This window comes from Sphingobacterium sp. IITKGP-BTPF85 (genome assembly GCF_001006065.1).
In the GTDB taxonomy this organism is placed as follows: domain Bacteria; phylum Bacteroidota; class Bacteroidia; order Sphingobacteriales; family Sphingobacteriaceae; genus Sphingobacterium; species Sphingobacterium anhuiense.
Map to the genome: position 1 here is coordinate 43737 of NZ_ASZT02000015.1, position 16799 is coordinate 60535.

Annotated in this window: 17 protein-coding genes, 1 pseudogene and 1 riboswitch; of the genes and pseudogenes, 7 read left to right on the forward strand and 11 right to left on the reverse strand. The window is 34.2% G+C overall.

The features are described 5' to 3' along the window. Positions 1–145: 145 nt before the first annotated feature. Positions 146–250: riboswitch (SAM riboswitch) on the reverse strand. Between the two features lie 137 nt (positions 251–387). The 4 genes from L950_RS04995 to L950_RS05005 form a co-directional block, all read right to left on the reverse strand. Beyond that, positions 388–1050: a phosphatase PAP2 family protein gene (locus L950_RS04995; RefSeq protein WP_021192385.1), complete on the reverse strand. Its 663-nt coding sequence runs from the start codon at positions 1048–1050 to the stop codon at positions 388–390. 102 nt (positions 1051–1152) lie between these two features. Then, positions 1153–1842: a response regulator transcription factor gene (locus L950_RS05000; protein WP_021192386.1), complete on the reverse strand. Its 690-nt coding sequence runs from the start codon at positions 1840–1842 to the stop codon at positions 1153–1155. Positions 1843–1901: 59 nt separating this feature from the next. Beyond that, positions 1902–2525 carry a sensor histidine kinase gene (locus tag L950_RS31945; protein ID WP_231576866.1) on the reverse strand — a complete coding sequence of 208 codons (624 nt, stop codon included), beginning with the start codon at positions 2523–2525 and terminating at the stop codon, positions 1902–1904. Next, positions 2522–3733 (reverse strand): hypothetical protein, encoded by a 1212-nt coding sequence (locus L950_RS05005; RefSeq protein WP_231576867.1) that lies wholly within the window; start codon positions 3731–3733, stop codon positions 2522–2524. The genes L950_RS31945 and L950_RS05005 overlap by 4 nt, the downstream gene beginning before the upstream one ends. A 123-nt stretch (positions 3734–3856) precedes the next feature. On the opposite strand from L950_RS05005, the gene L950_RS05010 reads away from it, so the two are divergent. Continuing rightward, on the forward strand, positions 3857–4348 hold the full coding sequence (locus L950_RS05010; RefSeq protein WP_156169527.1) for a hypothetical protein: 492 nt from the start codon (positions 3857–3859) through the stop codon (positions 4346–4348). Positions 4349–4774: 426 nt separating this feature from the next. On the opposite strand, the gene L950_RS31950 is transcribed toward L950_RS05010, so the two are convergent. From L950_RS31950 to L950_RS05030, 7 genes are all read right to left on the reverse strand, one after another. Continuing rightward, a complete protein-coding gene (locus tag L950_RS31950) occupies positions 4775–5074 on the reverse strand; it encodes a hypothetical protein (RefSeq protein WP_021192388.1) in 300 nt (99 codons plus the stop codon). An 8-nt stretch (positions 5075–5082) separates the two neighbouring features. Beyond that, positions 5083–5298, reverse strand: coding sequence for a hypothetical protein (locus L950_RS37085; RefSeq protein ID WP_410528093.1), 216 nt, complete (start codon positions 5296–5298; stop codon positions 5083–5085). Continuing rightward, positions 5268–5408, reverse strand: coding sequence for a hypothetical protein (locus L950_RS31955; RefSeq protein WP_021192389.1), 141 nt, complete (start codon positions 5406–5408; stop codon positions 5268–5270). Before L950_RS31955 ends, L950_RS37085 begins: the two co-directional genes overlap by 31 nt. Positions 5409–5506: 98 nt before the next feature. Next, a complete protein-coding gene (locus L950_RS34970; RefSeq protein ID WP_262506993.1) occupies positions 5507–5944 on the reverse strand; it encodes an aminotransferase class I/II-fold pyridoxal phosphate-dependent enzyme in 438 nt (145 codons plus the stop codon). Between the two features lie 61 nt (positions 5945–6005). Further along, positions 6006–6785: an aminotransferase class I/II-fold pyridoxal phosphate-dependent enzyme gene (locus L950_RS34975; RefSeq protein ID WP_262506994.1), complete on the reverse strand. Its 780-nt coding sequence runs from the start codon at positions 6783–6785 to the stop codon at positions 6006–6008. Between the two features lie 970 nt (positions 6786–7755). Then, positions 7756–9183 carry a pyruvate kinase gene (gene pyk / locus L950_RS05025; RefSeq protein ID WP_021192390.1) on the reverse strand — a complete coding sequence of 476 codons (1428 nt, stop codon included), beginning with the start codon at positions 9181–9183 and terminating at the stop codon, positions 7756–7758. Between the two features lie 132 nt (positions 9184–9315). Continuing rightward, positions 9316–9810, reverse strand: a complete 495-nt coding sequence (locus L950_RS05030; RefSeq protein ID WP_021192391.1) for an IPExxxVDY family protein — start codon at positions 9808–9810, stop codon at positions 9316–9318. Between the two features lie 271 nt (positions 9811–10081). Between L950_RS05030 and L950_RS05035 the strand changes: the two genes are divergently transcribed. The 6 genes and pseudogenes from L950_RS05035 to L950_RS05060 all read left to right on the forward strand — a co-directional run bounded on the left by L950_RS05035 (position 10082) and on the right by L950_RS05060 (position 16755). Beyond that, entirely contained in the window at positions 10082–10318 is a 237-nt protein-coding gene (locus L950_RS05035) for an acyl carrier protein (RefSeq protein ID WP_021192392.1), read from the forward strand. A 27-nt stretch (positions 10319–10345) separates the two neighbouring features. After that, positions 10346–11599, forward strand: a complete 1254-nt coding sequence (gene fabF / locus L950_RS05040) for a beta-ketoacyl-ACP synthase II (RefSeq protein WP_021192393.1) — start codon at positions 10346–10348, stop codon at positions 11597–11599. Between the two features lie 77 nt (positions 11600–11676). Then, a complete protein-coding gene (gene rnc / locus L950_RS05045; protein WP_021192394.1) occupies positions 11677–12417 on the forward strand; it encodes a ribonuclease III in 741 nt (246 codons plus the stop codon). 52 nt (positions 12418–12469) lie between these two features. Then, positions 12470–13851 (forward strand): annotated as a pseudogene (hisS, locus tag L950_RS05050) (histidine--tRNA ligase). A gap of 240 nt (positions 13852–14091) precedes the next feature. After that, positions 14092–15087 (forward strand): pyruvate dehydrogenase (acetyl-transferring) E1 component subunit alpha, encoded by a 996-nt coding sequence (gene pdhA, locus L950_RS05055; RefSeq protein WP_021192395.1) that lies wholly within the window; start codon positions 14092–14094, stop codon positions 15085–15087. 33 nt (positions 15088–15120) lie between these two features. Beyond that, positions 15121–16755 carry a pyruvate dehydrogenase complex dihydrolipoamide acetyltransferase gene (locus L950_RS05060; RefSeq protein WP_021192396.1) on the forward strand — a complete coding sequence of 545 codons (1635 nt, stop codon included), beginning with the start codon at positions 15121–15123 and terminating at the stop codon, positions 16753–16755. Positions 16756–16799: the final 44 nt, after the last annotated feature.

Sequence of the window (16799 nt, forward strand, 5' to 3'; positions counted from 1 at the left end):
TTATTTTATTTGTTCAACCTTAACGAAGCAAGAAATTAGAAGGATTTTTTTATTCGAAATAAAAAACGATCAAAAATTCTTGAATCTATTTACTAAATTTTTTGATTGCTTTTAGAGAGGAGGGCACAAGATATATTTTGTGTCTAGCTTATCATTCCCACTTTTTGATGGGGTAGAATGTAGCACCTTGTCAATTGACAGGTTGCTAAGGCTTCATTGGGTCTATTCCCTCTGCCTTTCTCTATAAGCGCTGTAAATATCGGAATTAGTTTTATAAAAACAAATATTTTGTAACTTTTATATAAAAATGATAATAAACCAAGGTTTAAAATTGGAAATTAGCAGACAAACCAATTTGTTTTCCATTGTAAAACGGTGTTGCCATCGTTAGGTAACTTGTTTTTTTGATTGCAAGTGTTTATCAAATAATGGTAATAGCCAGTATGCAATTTTTGTTCCCATAATACCAATACCAGCTCCCATGGCGACGTCAGAAAACCAATGTTTATGATTATACATTCTCAGGTAACCTGTTCCCGCCGCAATTGTATAGCCTGCAATACCATACCAAATGGATTGATCTTTATATTCTTGCCATAGAATTTCTGCACCGGTAAAAGGTACAGCAGTATGTCCTGAAGGAAAAGATTCTTGATCTGCGCGATCAGGTCTCCAAGTAGGTGTCGTTTTTTTTATGGTATAAACTGCTGATAAGGTGATTGCATGGGCAATCGAACTTACCACTAAGCGTTGTTTTAAATTGTGCTTACTTGGTATTCCGAGTAAGTCAAGCCCAAAGACAGCGGCAGAAGGAATGAAAACGCTAACATTATCAAGTTTAAAAGTTTTGGACGGATCATTATTAATTGAATTGTTTATTTGTTGATCCTTATGTTTGAGGTATGGGCTATTTAATGAGATTACTCCGTAAGTCATTAAAGCCACAGGAACTATTAATTGCTTATAATTTATTGGCTTAGCATTGGTTTCAAAATCTTGATTATCATTTTGTAAGTATCTTTTTGCGCATAAAGCGATGTAGAAGAGCAAAAGATTGAAAGGATTAAAAAAATGGAATTGATAGTTTCATTGTTGCAAGATAAACAAAAAGAGATGTTTTTAACATCTCTTTATTATTCTAGTAATTGTGTATTAGCTAACCAATAATTTATAGCCTTTTCCATGTACATTGACAATTTCAACTTTGGGATCATCTCGTAGGTATTTTCTCAATTTGCTTAAGAAAACGTCCATACTCCGGCCTGTAAAGTAATTGTCATCATGCCAAATTTTTAAAAGGGCTTCTTCTCGAGTCAGTACATCATTCTTTTTTAGACAAAGTAGACGTAATAATTCCGCTTCTTTCGTTGATAGTTTTTGTTGCACACCTTTATGCGCAATTTGTTGACTTGTATAATCGAAGAAGTACTCTCCAATCTCAAATTTATCGCTTACAACCTGATCATCTTTCTCTCTTACAACACGCTTAAGCAATGCATTTATGCGAAGGAGCAATTCTTCCACTCGAAATGGTTTTGTGATATAATCATCGCCACCAAGTTCAAATGCTTCTGTTTTATCTTCCATCATACCTTTTGCAGTAGCAAATATGATGGGGGTTGTTGTATTTATTTTCCTGATTTCTCGGCCTACTGTAAAGCCATCTTTCTTGGGCATCATGACGTCTAAAATGCAAAGATCATAACTGCTCTTACGAAATTGATTGACAGCTTCTTCACCATCTGTACATAAGGTGACATCAAATTTCCCTTTAAGCTCTAAATAATCTTTTAATAAATCTCCTAAGTTTGGATCGTCTTCTGCTAATAATATCTTCTGCATATTCTTATGGTTTTGTTCGAATATTGATGATAATATACGAAATTAATATCGTTTTAAATTTAATTTTTTATGGGTAATAGGATGTCAAACTGCGTTCCCTTATCTTTATCGCTTTTTACTTGAATTTTACCATTCATTCTTTTAATAATATCATAAACATATGATAGTCCCAATCCAAAACCTTTTACGTTGTGGACATTTCCTGTAGGAATGCGATAAAATTGATCAAATATTTTTAATAAATGATCTTTTGCCATTCCAATCCCATTATCAATAATTGTAATTTGAATACTTTCTTTTGTATTTTTGGTTTTCACAATTATGTGTGGATTATCTTTACTGTATTTTATAGCATTATCTACCAAGTTGAAAAATACATTTGACAAATGAAGTTCATCTCCTACTACAATATCATTTTGTGCATCAAAGTGATGTTCAAATTTGCCACCTACTTTTTGTATTTGAAGTTGCATGCTGTCTAATACTGCTGAAAGCAGATCATTAATGTGAATAGGTGTTTTTTCTAACTTTAATGTTTCTTTTTCCAGACGGGCAATATCTAATACTCGTTCGATATGGTTACCTAATCTCACATTTTCATCATATATAATATTTGCAAGACGCTTTACTCTACGCTCATCAGATATGATCTCTGGATCTCGCAAGGATTCACTAGCTATCATAATTGTAGCAACAGGTGTTTTAATTCGTGCGTCATATTGTTGATAAAATCAGTTTTCATCTCTGAAACTTTTTTCTGTTTGAATATGATTAATAGGGTATATGCAAAACAGCCAATTAATAGGAAAAGCAAAGCTATTGTAGGGAGCAATAGATAACTCATATTATCAACAATGATAGTACTTTTTCTAGGAAAATAAACGCTTAATCTTCCTGGAGGAGAACCAATATCTCCTTTAAATAGAGCTGTTGAATAACGAGTTATTTTATTTGGTTTAATAATATTATCGATGGTTTGTACACTGAAAACGATATTACTGCTATCGCGAACTTCAATATTAAAAGGATAATTGATATCTCTTTCTGCAAGTTCCTCTTTTAATAAGTTTTGAATGAGATTAATATTTAAGCGCTCTCTAAATGGGCGTTTGGATAGCTCCATTCCAATAGCAACATCTTCAATAAGACCGCTTCTTTTCCCGCCAATAGCTGCGATAGTATCAAATACATTTTTACCAGTTCCAATCAAATTCTGACCGCTCATATTTTCCAACTTATTTTCAAGATCTACTATTTTCTTAGCAATCTGTTTATTGAATCTTGGAGGTAAAGTCGCAATTTTATACTCAATTGCTTGCTTTAAGATAGGATCTATTGTTGGTATAACGAATCTTGCACTATCATCTTTTGCATTTTCTTTTGGTAGAAATTTGGTTGCTCCAATTTCTACATATTCTTTTATGACATGATCAGGACTGTTGTATTTGATGACGTCAATGCTTAATACATTTTCTTTACTTTTTCTATTGATGTAAGTCTCATAAAATGAATTTTCAATAGATACAACACTAGGAAATGTTTCTTTTAGTTGATCTTCAGCTTCTTTAAATTTTTCTTTTATGGCATATTGATCAGCTCTTAAGTTTTCCAGATCTCTTTGCATTTTCAATTGTTCAGCAAGATGCCTTTGCTTCTCCTGCTCAAATTGATATTTTTTGATATTGGTTTGCTGTTGCACTTTTGCAAAATCAATTACCTCCCGACGTTCTATTTTACCTGCGACTGCCGTTAAGGAAGCATTGACCGATTCGTCAAACAATTGTGATTTTTGACGATAGGATTCTCTGATAAAATAAAATTGCATAGCTGCCACTCCCAGTAATGCTAGGGTCATCAAGCTAATAATTAAAACTATGCTACTTTTCTTCATTTGTTACAAATATAGGGATGCTTTATTTGATTTAATTGCTTTTAACAATGTTTAACAAGCTTAATGTTTCATTATGAAGGATTAAGCTTTATTTTAGATAAATATTTTATAAAAATACTCGATATGAAAAAGATATTAAGTTTAGTTTGTTTCTGTATTTCATTTTTTGCAACACATGCATATAGTGTATCCAGAAATACATCAAGTGCTAAGTTTGGTACAGAGGGTAATAAATACGGATCGAAAAATTTTGATTTAAAATTGGAGCCCAATTCGGATGAACGTTTTAATGTAGTAAAATCGAATAGTCTGCCAATAGATAGGGAGGGTGCAGATTTGAATATGAGAGGAAGTCGCTACAAGTCTAATACTCCGGTGTTAAAGATTCCGACAGATCCAAATGTTCATTATCATATGCAACACAAAAAAACTGACATTGACGATGCAGCTCCGATACCAAATTCTTTTAAGAATGCTATCCCTTTAGGGGACAGTGGCAATTCTAAACTTGAGAATAAGCCTGTTCAACCTTTATATAAATTAGAGTTTTTACCCGATAGCCTGATGCATCGTCATGACTCTCCACTCAAACGTAATGGATATAAAGCTAAATGAAGATAATTAAACCATATTTTATTGTTGCTTAAATTTTGACGGAGCTTTATTTTACTTGGTTTTTAGTTAAAAATATAGGTTCATATAAGGCAATGGGCAAACAACAACAATTAATTAGTCGCTAATTGCTATATATTGGCTATTCCTTAGATTTTGAAGTAAAGGAATTTCAGTAAATCTTGAGAATCAGCATCTAAAATTTAATTATGCTCAGTAATTGTACTTATCATATTTTGCTGTACAAGAGGTTTATTTATTATACAACCTTTTAAATGCTATTGTTCTTTGCAAGCCATAATATTTATCATCGTTATGGTGGCAAAGGGAATACTAAGTTTTACGATATTCCTTATTAGATGTAAAAAACTGTGTTTTAATTAACATTTAGAAAATAAAAATAGGTCAATAACAACTAAGCTATTGACGTTACTTTACCCCGTAAGTCTGTTTTAAAATGAATTTAACAGCATCTTTAATTCGATTTATTCCTTCTTCTGTTGTTAAGTTTATCTCACAAAAGGTACTATCTGTTGTTTTTGTATGCAATACAAGATAATATATACCAGCTACTAGTAAACTAGAGACGGCTCTAAGATCAACATCTTTTCCAGCGAGTTCTTTATCAGAATATGGGAAAAACAGGGCACTCATCTTCTCTCTAGTCTGCGTTACATGGGACATAATATCAGATTTTTCACTGATCTGCCAAAGTACTACTTTTTGCATTTCTTCATTCAATGTGAATTGATCAATTTGCTCCAGTAATAAGTTTCAAGGAAAAGGCGAGAGCTAGTACCTGAAGCTTTTGCAAGTGTTTCCTCAGCAGCAATGGTTGCTTCTACCCAGTAGTCCTTACCTTTTATATATGTTTCGATAAGATTGTCAACACTTCCAAAGTATACTGAGATTAATTTTCTGTCTACTCCAGCAGTACTGGCAATATTCGCGATTGAAAGTCCTGTATATCCTTTTTTTCCAAAACTGCACCCACTGCTTGGATAAGTTTGGTCATCGTTCTACTTTTATCGTTCTTTTCTCCTTGATACGTTTTTCTGGCCATTGAAGTAATATATTTAGTTAGACACTGCCGTAATATATTTAGTTAAACTTTAGGATCAAAGTTAATTAAATATATTGCTTTCTTTCAATTAGATGCTTTTATCTTGTCTTAGTAAGATCAATTTTTTTGCCAATATGTTCAAAAGCATTTAAAACATGGTCTAAATGCTCCTTGCTATGTGTAGCCATTAAGCTGGTTCTGATGCGTGCATCTTTTTTAGAAACACCAGGATAAACAATGCAATTTGCATATACACCGGCCTCTAGTAGCATTCGTGCTACTTGCGCAGTTTTGTGTGGATCCCCAATCTTCACAGGAATTATTGGAGACTGTGTTGTGCCTATATTTAAGTTCAGTGAAAGAAGTCCGTTTTTAAAATAAGCAATATTTTCTGCTAATTTGGTTCTCCATTGTGGTTCTTCATCAATGAGTGCGATCGCTTTAATTAAGCCATTGGCGGCGGGTGATGATGTTGAAGAAAATACTTGTTGCCTAGCTTGATAGCGTAAATAATTTATAATTTCTGGAGTTGACACAATAAAACCGCCAATATGTCCAAATGCTTTGCTTAAAGTGCCAGAAATGATGTGAACTTATTTAATAAATTATAACTTCAATGCATCCTCGTCCTTTTTCACCTATTACACCGATGCCATGTGCATCATCTACCATTAAATAAGCACCATATTTTTCACAGAGATCATATATTTCATCCATTTTCGCAAGATCTCCATTTTGTGAGTAAACACCATCAATGATGACCAGTTTTGTCCTGAATTTGTTTTGAGCATCAACCAAAGCTCTTTCCAAATGAATCATACTATTGTGAGGAAAACGTTTTGTGTTTGTGCTATTTAAACCTTCGTAAACACTAGCGTGTACTTCCATATCAACAATAGCACAATCTTCTTCTTTTAGTAATGATTGTAGCGTTGCTGTGTTTGCTGTATATCCTGTTGTATAGACAATTGAGGAGCCTGTTGGTCTAATTGAAAAATCAGATAGTTTATCTTCAAGTTGAACATGATATTCATGATGGCCTCCAATAAGAGGAGATGCACCTGCCCCTGTTCCATATTTCATTATACCTTCAATTGCTGCTTGCTTCACTTTCGGATGCTGGGTGAAATTTAGGTAGTCATTTGAGACTAAACTGATACATTCCTTTGAATTTTTCATGAAGGATGTTTTCACTTGAACGACTGGTCCACACCCTTTGGTAACGAACCGAAAATTCATATGATCATTTTCGCTCATGTAATCAGTAAATTCCTGAAAAGCAGTAGCTGATTGGACCATGTCATAGTTTGGAATATTTTCAAATTCCTTAAAGCTAGCCTTTGTAAAATCAATGTTGTGGTTAAGAGTTGGTAGCATTTTTTTCTATATTATTTAATTGGCTGTAAATATTATGAAATATAATGATTTATTTTTTAAAATTCCTTGCCTTGGTATTTTTTATTATAAATTTTATCTAATGATTTTGAGCATTTATTTTGTACTTGTTTTGACATTCTAATTTATATCTAACTGTAGGTTGGGTATAAATTAGAAAATGGTGGATTTATAGATAATTTAGATTTTCTTTTGGCTCACTCTAGAGTTAAATAATACTTAGTGGACAATCCGGAATGAAGAAGGTTGTTTAATTGCCTAAATTATCAATAAGTGTCTAGTTCAAGTAGGTGTCCATCATTCCCGATATCAACCCTATTTTCATTAATTTCGATTTGCTGGGTAAGAACATAGCTACCTTGATAGGCATCATTTAAGGTTAAAAAAACCTACTGGAATAATAGTATTGTTAAAAAGGTACCTCTAAATCTTTACCGATTTTCATAGCTTAAAGCTGAACTTTACTTTATTTTTAAAATCCTTGACAGTAATCTCACTTTGTTGTTGTAGTCCATCAATAAGCACCTTTTCAGCGGTAGTTGAAAAGGTTGCTTAGTAGGTGTCGCCATCTTTTAATGGTTTTAGATCTTTAATCAATGACGGATTGTTTGAGACGCGAAAGTAAAATGCGCTAATTTCTATATTCTCTTCAGGGGTATGTTCTTTGTCCTGCTGTGTAACATCTTTACTACTCTAATAAAAAATAATATGTACAAGAATAAACGATTGAGAATGTACATATTTACTAATTTAGGAATATGGTTGAGACAATTTAGCTAATTGATTCTGTAGTAAATATCGGCTTAAATCAGGTTACTTTTTTTTATTAAATGCTTTGTATATGGGAACTATGTCATTTTTAACAATAACTTCTAAATATATTGCAACAAAAAAAGCGCTCTCCAATTTATTCATGGAAAAGCGCTTTTCTATTTTTTTAATATTATGCTGATTACAATTGGGAAACACGAATTGTGTTCGTTTTTCCTTTTTCGATTAACGGTGTCGATGCAGTGTTAATCACAATCGAACCCGGAGCGATATAGTTATTCTTAACAATAAATTTATTAACATCATGAATAGAACCGTCTGTACTGTCAAATTTGTCATAAATAAAGGTTTTAACACCCCATAATAAACTTAATTGACGTAACAATTTTTTAGTTCCTGTAAAAACCATGATATCAGCGTTCGGTCTGTAACTTGCGATTTCAAATGCAGTAGCACCAGAAGATGTTAAAACAGCAATTGCGGCAGCATCTGTTTTCTTTGCTAAATATACCGAAGACGCACAAATTGCATCTGGAATTTTAGTTCCATCGCTAATCTCACTAACTTTCTCATTATAATATGGATATGATGTTTGTTCCACGTGGATAATGATTTTACTCATTGTTTCGATAACGATTTCAGGAAATTCACCTACAGATGTTTCTCCGCTTAACATCACTGCATCAGCTCCATCAATAACCGAGTTAGCAACATCATTAACTTCAGCACGTGTAGCACGTGGAGTTGTGATCATACTTTCTAACATCTGAGTTGCAATGATAACCGGTTTTGATAAATCACGACATTTTTGAACGATGATTTTTTGTAAACCTGGTACTTCTTCCATTGGCATTTCAACACCTAGATCACCACGTGCAACCATAATTGCATCAGTTGCTTCGATGATAGCATCAATATTTTCGATAGCCTCGGGTTTTTCGATTTTTGCGATTACTTGTGCGTGGCTTCCTTTTTCAGCAATGATTTTTTTACATTGGTAAATATCTTCTGCTGAACGTACAAATGACATTGCAATCCAATCTGCACCATGGTCAAGTGCAAAATTTAAATTATCTAGATCTTCTTCTGTTAAAGAAGGAATTGAAACTTTTGTGTTTGGTAAATTAACCCCTTTACGAGAAGTTAATACACCTCCATGTACAACCTCACAAGTAACAGTATCTTTATAGTTGGTGTTTAAAACACGCAATTGCAATTTGCCATCATCTAATAAGATGATTTCATTAGCAGCAACATCATTTGGGAAATTTTCATAAGTGATGTAAATTTTCTCTTCATCACCGATTAATTCATGTGTAGTGATTTCAACTTGTGAGCCATTTACTAATATAGCGCCACCTTCTTTCATTTTTCCGATACGGATCTTAGGACCTTGTAGATCGGCTAAAATAGCGACATTAAAATTAGTTTCTTCATTGATCGCATTGATGGTTTCAATTACTTTCAAATGATCTTCTTGACTACCGTGTGAAAAGTTTAAACGACATACGTCTACACCTTTAGCAATCATATTTGTTAGCACTTGTTTATCAGCAGATGCAGGACCTAGTGTTGCAACAATTTTAGTCCTTTTTTGAACTTTTTCCATTCTAATTTTTTTATTACTATGTATTTTTATTTTTATATAACTTCATTTTTTTTGTGAAATTATAAAACTCGTTTTACTAACGAGGATAATTTAGATTTAAGGGGTGTATCTTGTACACTATTAAATAGTTTGCTAAAATATCAGATTTTCTTTGGATTTCAATATTTTTGGTGATATTTCTTTTACAAACACGACTTCGGGTATTTTGTTTATATTTTTTACTATACGATCCAGGTCATCATCATCAATATAATTTTTGATAATTATAAAATAATCGAAATTAGGATGCTCCGGTATTAATAAATTACCTTCGATACTTTTATTGTTGATTAAATAATATTCTGTTTGAAATTTGGTATTTATATACCAGAAGGTAGTAAAGTGCTGCTCCGATTTTTTAGCATTGTCAAAAACAATATGATACTCTAATTCTTCAGAAGTTTTTTGCTTTAACTTTTGATTATGGTCAAATTTATCTTCTTTTCCTCTGACAAAATTTAGGAGCGTTAGCTTATTAATAAAATGGCAGAGACGGTAATCTTTTAAAGGAGATGAAATGGCAATAAGGACGAAGTCTAATTCGGCATCAAATTCTAGGTCCCATTTTAGTATCGTTTTGTTATTCAAAGTGAAAATTTAAGCTTGTGTTCTTGACGAAAATACAAAAAAATGATGCAAATGCTGTGAATTTAATGTAAAATTTCAATTAATTGCCTCTATGTTTGTACATATTAGGAATTATTGTTATACTTGAATACGGTTAGTTTATAGCGAGTTAAGGGTGTAGCTGTACCGGGTTGGGAAATAATTTGACAATCTAAAAATCAAATGGATTTTTATATTTGATGAAATTTATTTTTCTTTGCACAGATTTATTAAACAATTAAACTATAAAATCATGTCAGATATCGCTTCAAGAGTAAAGGCAATTATCGTTGAAAAATTAGGTGTAGACGAAAACGAGGTAACACCAGAAGCTTCTTTCACTAATGATTTAGGTGCAGATTCACTTGATACTGTAGAGTTAATCATGGAATTTGAGAAAGAATTCAACGTTGCAATACCTGATGACCAAGCTGAAACTATTGGTACAGTGGGACAAGCAATCACTTATTTAGAAAAAAACGTTAACTAACTAATTTAATTGGGCCAAATCGTATAAATGGAGCTTAAAAGAGTAGTAGTAACAGGATTAGGCGCACTTACACCAATTGGTAATACCGTTTCAGAATATTGGAATAGTTTACTAGATGGTGTAAGCGGTGCTGCTCCCATTACGCATTTTGATGCGTCAAAATTTAAAACCCAATTCGCTTGTGAAGTGAAGGGGTTTGATCCACATGAATTTATGGATCGCAAGGAAGCTCGCAAAGTAGATCCTTTTGTACAGTATGCTATTGCATCATCTGATGAAGCAATTAAGGATGCTGGTTTAATTTTTGAAAATTTAGATACAAATCGTATCGGAGTTATTTGGGGATCAGGAATTGGGGGATTGACAACTTTCACAGATGAAGTTGTCAATTTCGCAAAAGGGGATGGAACACCACGTTTCAATCCTTTCTTCATTCCAAAAATGCTTGTCGATATTGCTCCGGGACATATTTCTATGCGTCACGGACTTCGTGGACCTAACTTTTCGGCTGTCTCCGCATGTGCTTCGGCAACCAATGCGATGATTGATGCTTTTAACTATATCCGTATGGGTAAAGCTGATGTAATCGTAACTGGTGGATCTGAGGCAACTATTAATGAAGCTGGAATCGGTGGATTTAATGCAATGCATGCATTGTCAACTAGAAATGATGATCCTAAAACAGCTTCACGTCCTTTTGATAAGGATCGTGATGGTTTTGTTTCTGGTGAAGGGTCTGGTGCGATCATATTAGAAAGTTTAGAACACGCATTAGCGCGTGGTGCTAAAATTTATGCTGAAATTGGGGGTGGGGGTATGAGTGCTGATGCACATCACATCACAGCTTCTCATCCAGAGGGCTTAGGTGCTAAACTTGCGATGACAATGGCGGTTAATGATGCGGAACTAGATTTCACAGATATTGACTATATCAATGTGCATGGCACTTCTACTCCGGTAGGGGATATTAGTGAAACTAAAGCTATTGTAGATTTATTTGGTGAGCACGCTTATAAATTGAACATTAGTTCGACAAAATCAATGACAGGACACCTTTTAGGTGCTGCTGGTGCGATTGAAACTATTGCTTCTATTTTAGCTGTTCAAAATGATATAGTACCACCTACTATTAATCATTTTACAGATGATCCGGAATTGGATAACAGATTAAATTTCACATTTAATAAAGCTCAAAAGCGTATTGTAAATGCTGCAATGAGTAATACTTTTGGTTTTGGTGGTCATAACGCAACTATTGTTGTGAAGAAATACAAAGCTTAATATTACTTTATTTAAGTTATTAAAATAATTGGGATACAACAGGTGCTTTATACCTGTTGTCCCTTTTTTAGACTAAGATGCCTTTTTCAAGGATTTATAAATTATATTTTTCTGCTGACAAAGTTTATGTTAGAAAGCTCAAGAACCTGTTAGGTTTTGTCCCTGAAAACATACGACTTTATCAAATGGCTTTTAGGCATAAGTCTGTAGCTGTTGTGATCAAGGAAGGTTCCAAAAATAGCAACGAAAGATTGGAATTTTTGGGAGATGCTATTTTAGGTTCAGTGGTTGCTGAACTACTATTTAAAAAATACCCTTATAAAGACGAAGGCTTTTTGACTGAAATGAGATCTAAAATTGTCAGTCGTGTACATCTTAATCAACTTTCTCGGAAGCTCGGATTAAATGAGCTTATTCAGTTTGACGCGAGAATGATTAGCTTTCCCAATAAACAAGGCTCTCTGCTAGGTGATGCTTTTGAAGCACTTATCGGTGCCGTATATTTGGACAAAGGGTATGTGTTTACTAAAAATTTTCTGTTAAACCGTATTATTAAACCACATGTAGATATTCACTTATTGGAACAAACGGAAACTAATTTTAAAAGTCGTTTGATCGAATGGTGCCAGCATAATGGTAAAGAGGTTGTATTCAATCAAATTGATAATCCTCCTGGTGAATCGAATAAAATGTTTTCTATTGAAGCAGTTGTACAAGGTGAAGTTTGTGGCCTAGGACAAGATTTCAATAAAAAAAGCGCTGAAAAAACAGCTGCAGAAAAAGCTTGTGAGTATTTGAAAATTTTAGAGCTTGACTAAGCTTTTTTCTTCGAAGTTCCAATAAATCCTTCTTAAATATTAACTTTGCCAAATGGCAACAGTAAAACCTTCTTTAGCAAAAGGCACACGTGATTTTTCACCTGCCGAAATGCTTAAACGTAATTATATTTTCAATACACTTAAGCGTGTTTTTAAAAAGTATGGTTACAGTGAAATTCAAACTCCTTCTTTTGAAAATTTGCAGACACTTACGGGAAAGTATGGTGATGAAGGGGATCAGTTAATTTTCAAGATTTTGAATTCTGGAGATTATTTGAGTAAAGCTCCCAATGATTTAGTTGAATCCAAGTCTTCAACTAAATTAATCTCATATATTTCTGAAAAAGCACTTCGTTATGATCTCACTGTACCGTTTGCTCGTTACGTTGTCATGCATCAAAATGATATTTCTTTACCTTTTAAACGTTTTCAAATTCAACCTGTATGGCGCGCTGATCGTCCTCAAAGAGGTCGTTATCGCGAATTCTATCAGTGTGATGTAGATGTAGTGGGTTCTGAAAGCCTATTGAATGAAGCTGAGTTTATTTTGATCTATCATGAAGCATTGAAAAATTTGGGACTGCAAGATTTTACGATTAAAATTAACAACCGTAAGATTCTTTCAGGTATAGCTGAGATTATTGGCAAGCCGGAACTTATTGTCGATATGACAGTTGCGATCGATAAATTGGATAAGATCGGTTTAGAAGGTGTAAATAAAGAACTATTAGAACGAGGTTTTACAGCAGCGGATTTAGAAATTTTACGTCCAATTATTTTATTAGAGGGATCAAATCTAAAGAAATTGTCTGCCTTAAAGCACGTATTATCAAATTCGGAAATAGGATTAAAGGGAATAGCAGAAATAGAAGAATCGTTTGATTATATTTCTAAGTTGGATTCTTCAAATGAAGTTTTAAACCAATTTGTAGAGGTTGATATTACCTAGCGCGTGGGTTGAATTATTATACGGGCTGCATTTTCGAGGTAAAGACGAATGAGGTCGCTATGGGGAGCATCGGTGGTGGTGGACGCTACGATGATTTGACAGGTATGTTTGGTTTGAAAGGATTGACCGGTGTAGGTGTGTCTTTCGGTGCCGATCGTATCTATGACGTTCTAGAAGAATTAAATCTTTATCCTGAGGCTAAGGGAGATTACACTAAGCTTTTGATTGTGAACTTTGATAAAGAAACCGAGTCCTTTACATTACCTCTTCTAAATCGCCTACGTAAGGCGAACATTGCAGTCGAGCTTTATCCAACAGCCGCGAAATTGAAAAAACAGATGAGTTATGCCGACAGTAAAGGCATTCCATTTGTTCTATTAATTGGTGAAGAGGAAGTTTCTTCAGGCCAGCTTTCATTGAAAGATATGCAAACAGGTGATCAAAGAAAAATAGATGAATCAAGTTTGATTGTTGAATTGAGCTAAAATCATATTTGTTACAAAACAAAAAAGCCAAAAGAATAATATGTCTTTTGGCTTTTTTGTTTGTTCTTTTTTTAATTTACTAAATTAAGCCAGTCATTTATTTGGGTATCTTCTTATGTCGTTTAAATCAAATGTCTTAGAACTGTCTAAAACAAGAAGAAAATTTGATTTTCTGACCAAAATATCACCCAAATTGATTAGATTTGTAGTCAAGATTAGTAAGAAATTCAAAACTTTGAAATGAGTTCAACACCTATAACAAAAGAGACATATTTAGAGTGGTATAGATCTATGCTACTTATGCGTAAGTTTGAAGAGAAGACAGGTCAACTTTATGGACAACAAAAAATCCGTGGTTTCTGTCACTTGTACATTGGACAAGAGGCAGTAGTAGCAGGTACAATGTCTGTTATCAAACCTGAAGATTCTTTAATTACAGCCTACCGTGATCACGCACATGCTTTAGCAAAAGGTGTGTCAGCGAATGAATGTATGGCTGAGATGTTTGGAAAAGCAACAGGTTGTTCAAAAGGAAAAGGTGGATCTATGCACTTTTTCTCGAAAGAACATAAAATGATGGGTGGCCATGGTATTGTTGGTGGTCAGATTCCATTAGGAGCTGGTATCGCTTTTGCTGAAAAATATTTGGGTACAAATAATGTTAACGTATGTTACATGGGTGATGGCGCAGTTCGTCAAGGTGCTTTTAATGAAACTTTGAACATGGCCATGTTGTGGAAATTGCCTGTAATTTTTGTTTGTGAAAACAATGGTTATGCAATGGGTACTTCCGTACAACGTACAACCAATATGCAAGATATTTATAAAATGGGACTGGGTTTTGATATGCCTTGTGCACCAGTAGATGGTATGGATGTCGTAGCTGTACACAATGCGATGGATGAAGCTGTTCAACGTGCTCGTGCTGGGGAAGGACCTACTTTCTTGGAAATACGTACATACCGTTACAAAGGTCACTCGATGTCCGATCCTGCGAAATATCGTACGAAAGAAGAATTAGAAGAATATAAAGGACGTGATCCATTGTTGGCGACAAAGCATGCTATTTTTGAAAACAATTATGCTGATGACGCTTGGTTTGCTGAAGTGGATGCTGAAGTGAAAAGTATTGTAGATGAATCTGTGAAATTTGCTGAAGAATCTCCTTTCCCTACAGCTGATGAATTGTACAAAGATGTGTACGTTCAAGAGGATTATCCATTTATATTAGATTAATATAAGTTACTTTAACTAGATAAATAAAATACAATGGCTGAAGTAGTTAGAATGCCGAAAATGAGCGATACCATGACCGAAGGGGTTATCGCAAAATGGCACAAACAAGTTGGTGATAAAGTTAATTCTGGTGATTTAGTTGCTGAAATCGAAACTGATAAAGCGACGATGGATTTTGAATCATACCAAGAAGGAACACTTTTATATATTGGTCCTAAGGAAGGTGAAGCAGTTGCTATTGATGCTGTTATTGCCATTCTTGGAGAACCTGGAGAAGATTTTCAAGCATTATTAAATGACGCTCCTCAGGCTGAAGAAGTGACGGAGAAAAAGGAAGTTGAAGGTTCTAATTCATCTGGGACTGAAGCAGCTCCTCAGTCTAATGTAACACCGGAGTCTTTAGGTGTTACAGTTATCACTATGCCTTTGTTAAGTGATACGATGACAGAAGGTGTAATTGCGCAATGGAATTTTAAAGTTGGTGATACAATCAAATCTGATGATTCTATTGCGGATGTAGAGACGGATAAAGCGACGATGGAGGTTACAGCTTATGCTGATGGCACATTGTTATATGTAGGTCTTGAGGCAGGTGAGGCTGCTAAAGTAAATGATATTATTGCTATTGTAGGTCCTGCAGGAACAGATGTAACACCATTGTTAAATCAAAAAGTTGCTCCTACATCTCAAGTTGCTCCTGCAGAAGTAAAAAATGAATCAAAGGTAGAGGCTAATGTAACTACGGAAAATAAAGCTACTGATGTAGCCGATGATTCTCGAGTGAAAGCATCTCCATTAGCACGTAAAATTGCTAAAGATAAAGGAATCAACCTGAATGAGATTAAAGGATCTGCTGATGGTGGCCGTATTGTGAAAAAAGATGTTGAATCTTACGTTCCTGCTACTAAAGTTGCTCCTGCTTCAACAACTGCTGCGCCAGTTGCTACTGAAACAAAAGCGATCACTTTACCTACTTTTGTAGGTGAAGAGAGATATACAGAAGTTGCTGTTTCTCAAATGCGTAAAACAATTGCACGTCGATTAGGTGAAAGTTTGTTTACTGCTCCACATTTTTACCTAACGGTAAGTATCGACATGGAAAATGCGATGCTTGCTCGTACGCAAATCAATGAAGTGGCTCCAGTAAAAGTTTCTTTCAATGATATCGTTGTAAAAGCAGTTGCAGTTGCATTGAAAAAGCATCCTGCCGTAAACTCTTCATGGAAAGGTGATAAGATTCGTTTTAATGAACATACAAATATTGGTGTTGCAATGGCTGTTGAAGATGGCTTATTAGTTCCTGTTGTACGTTTTGCTGACGGAAAATCATTATCTCACATTTCTGCAGAAGTTAAAGATTTCGCTCAAAAAGCGAAAACTAAAAAATTAACTCCAGCTGACTGGGAAGGTTCAACATTTACAGTTTCTAATTTAGGTATGTTTGGTATTGATGAATTCACATCAATTATTAACTCTCCGGATGGTGCAATTCTATCTGTTGGTGCAATTCAACAAGTTCCTGTTGTTAAGAATGGTGCTGTTGTTCCTGGTAATGTGATGAAGTTGACTTTAGGTTGTGACCACCGTGTAGTGGACGGTGCTACTGGTGCTCAATTCTTGCAAACATTAAAAGCATTATTAGAAAATCCAGTGAGATTATTAGCGTAATCTTACTTCGAATAAGTATATTCAAAAGGTCACTTTATATAAAG

Excerpts from the sequence above, each read along its gene's own strand:
- pdhA (WP_021192395.1), top strand. The coding sequence starts at position 14,092 with ATGAGTTCAACACCTATAACAAAAGAGACATATTTAGAGTGGTATAGA.
- L950_RS05010 (WP_156169527.1), top strand. The coding sequence starts at position 3,857 with ATGAAAAAGATATTAAGTTTAGTTTGTTTCTGTATTTCATTTTTTGCA.
- L950_RS31950 (WP_021192388.1), bottom strand. The coding sequence starts at position 5,074 with ATGCAAAAAGTAGTACTTTGGCAGATCAGTGAAAAATCTGATATTATG.
- L950_RS05005 (WP_231576867.1), bottom strand. The coding sequence starts at position 3,733 with ATGAAGAAAAGTAGCATAGTTTTAATTATTAGCTTGATGACCCTAGCA.
- fabF (WP_021192393.1), top strand. The coding sequence starts at position 10,346 with ATGGAGCTTAAAAGAGTAGTAGTAACAGGATTAGGCGCACTTACACCA.
- L950_RS31955 (WP_021192389.1), bottom strand. The coding sequence starts at position 5,408 with ATGGCCAGAAAAACGTATCAAGGAGAAAAGAACGATAAAAGTAGAACG.
- L950_RS05060 (WP_021192396.1), top strand. The coding sequence starts at position 15,121 with ATGGCTGAAGTAGTTAGAATGCCGAAAATGAGCGATACCATGACCGAA.
- rnc (WP_021192394.1), top strand. The coding sequence starts at position 11,677 with ATGCCTTTTTCAAGGATTTATAAATTATATTTTTCTGCTGACAAAGTT.
- L950_RS05000 (WP_021192386.1), bottom strand. The coding sequence starts at position 1,842 with ATGCAGAAGATATTATTAGCAGAAGACGATCCAAACTTAGGAGATTTA.
- L950_RS34975 (WP_262506994.1), bottom strand. The coding sequence starts at position 6,785 with ATGCTACCAACTCTTAACCACAACATTGATTTTACAAAGGCTAGCTTT.
- L950_RS05035 (WP_021192392.1), top strand. The coding sequence starts at position 10,082 with ATGTCAGATATCGCTTCAAGAGTAAAGGCAATTATCGTTGAAAAATTA.
- pyk (WP_021192390.1), bottom strand. The coding sequence starts at position 9,183 with ATGGAAAAAGTTCAAAAAAGGACTAAAATTGTTGCAACACTAGGTCCT.
- L950_RS31945 (WP_231576866.1), bottom strand. The coding sequence starts at position 2,525 with ATGATAGCTAGTGAATCCTTGCGAGATCCAGAGATCATATCTGATGAG.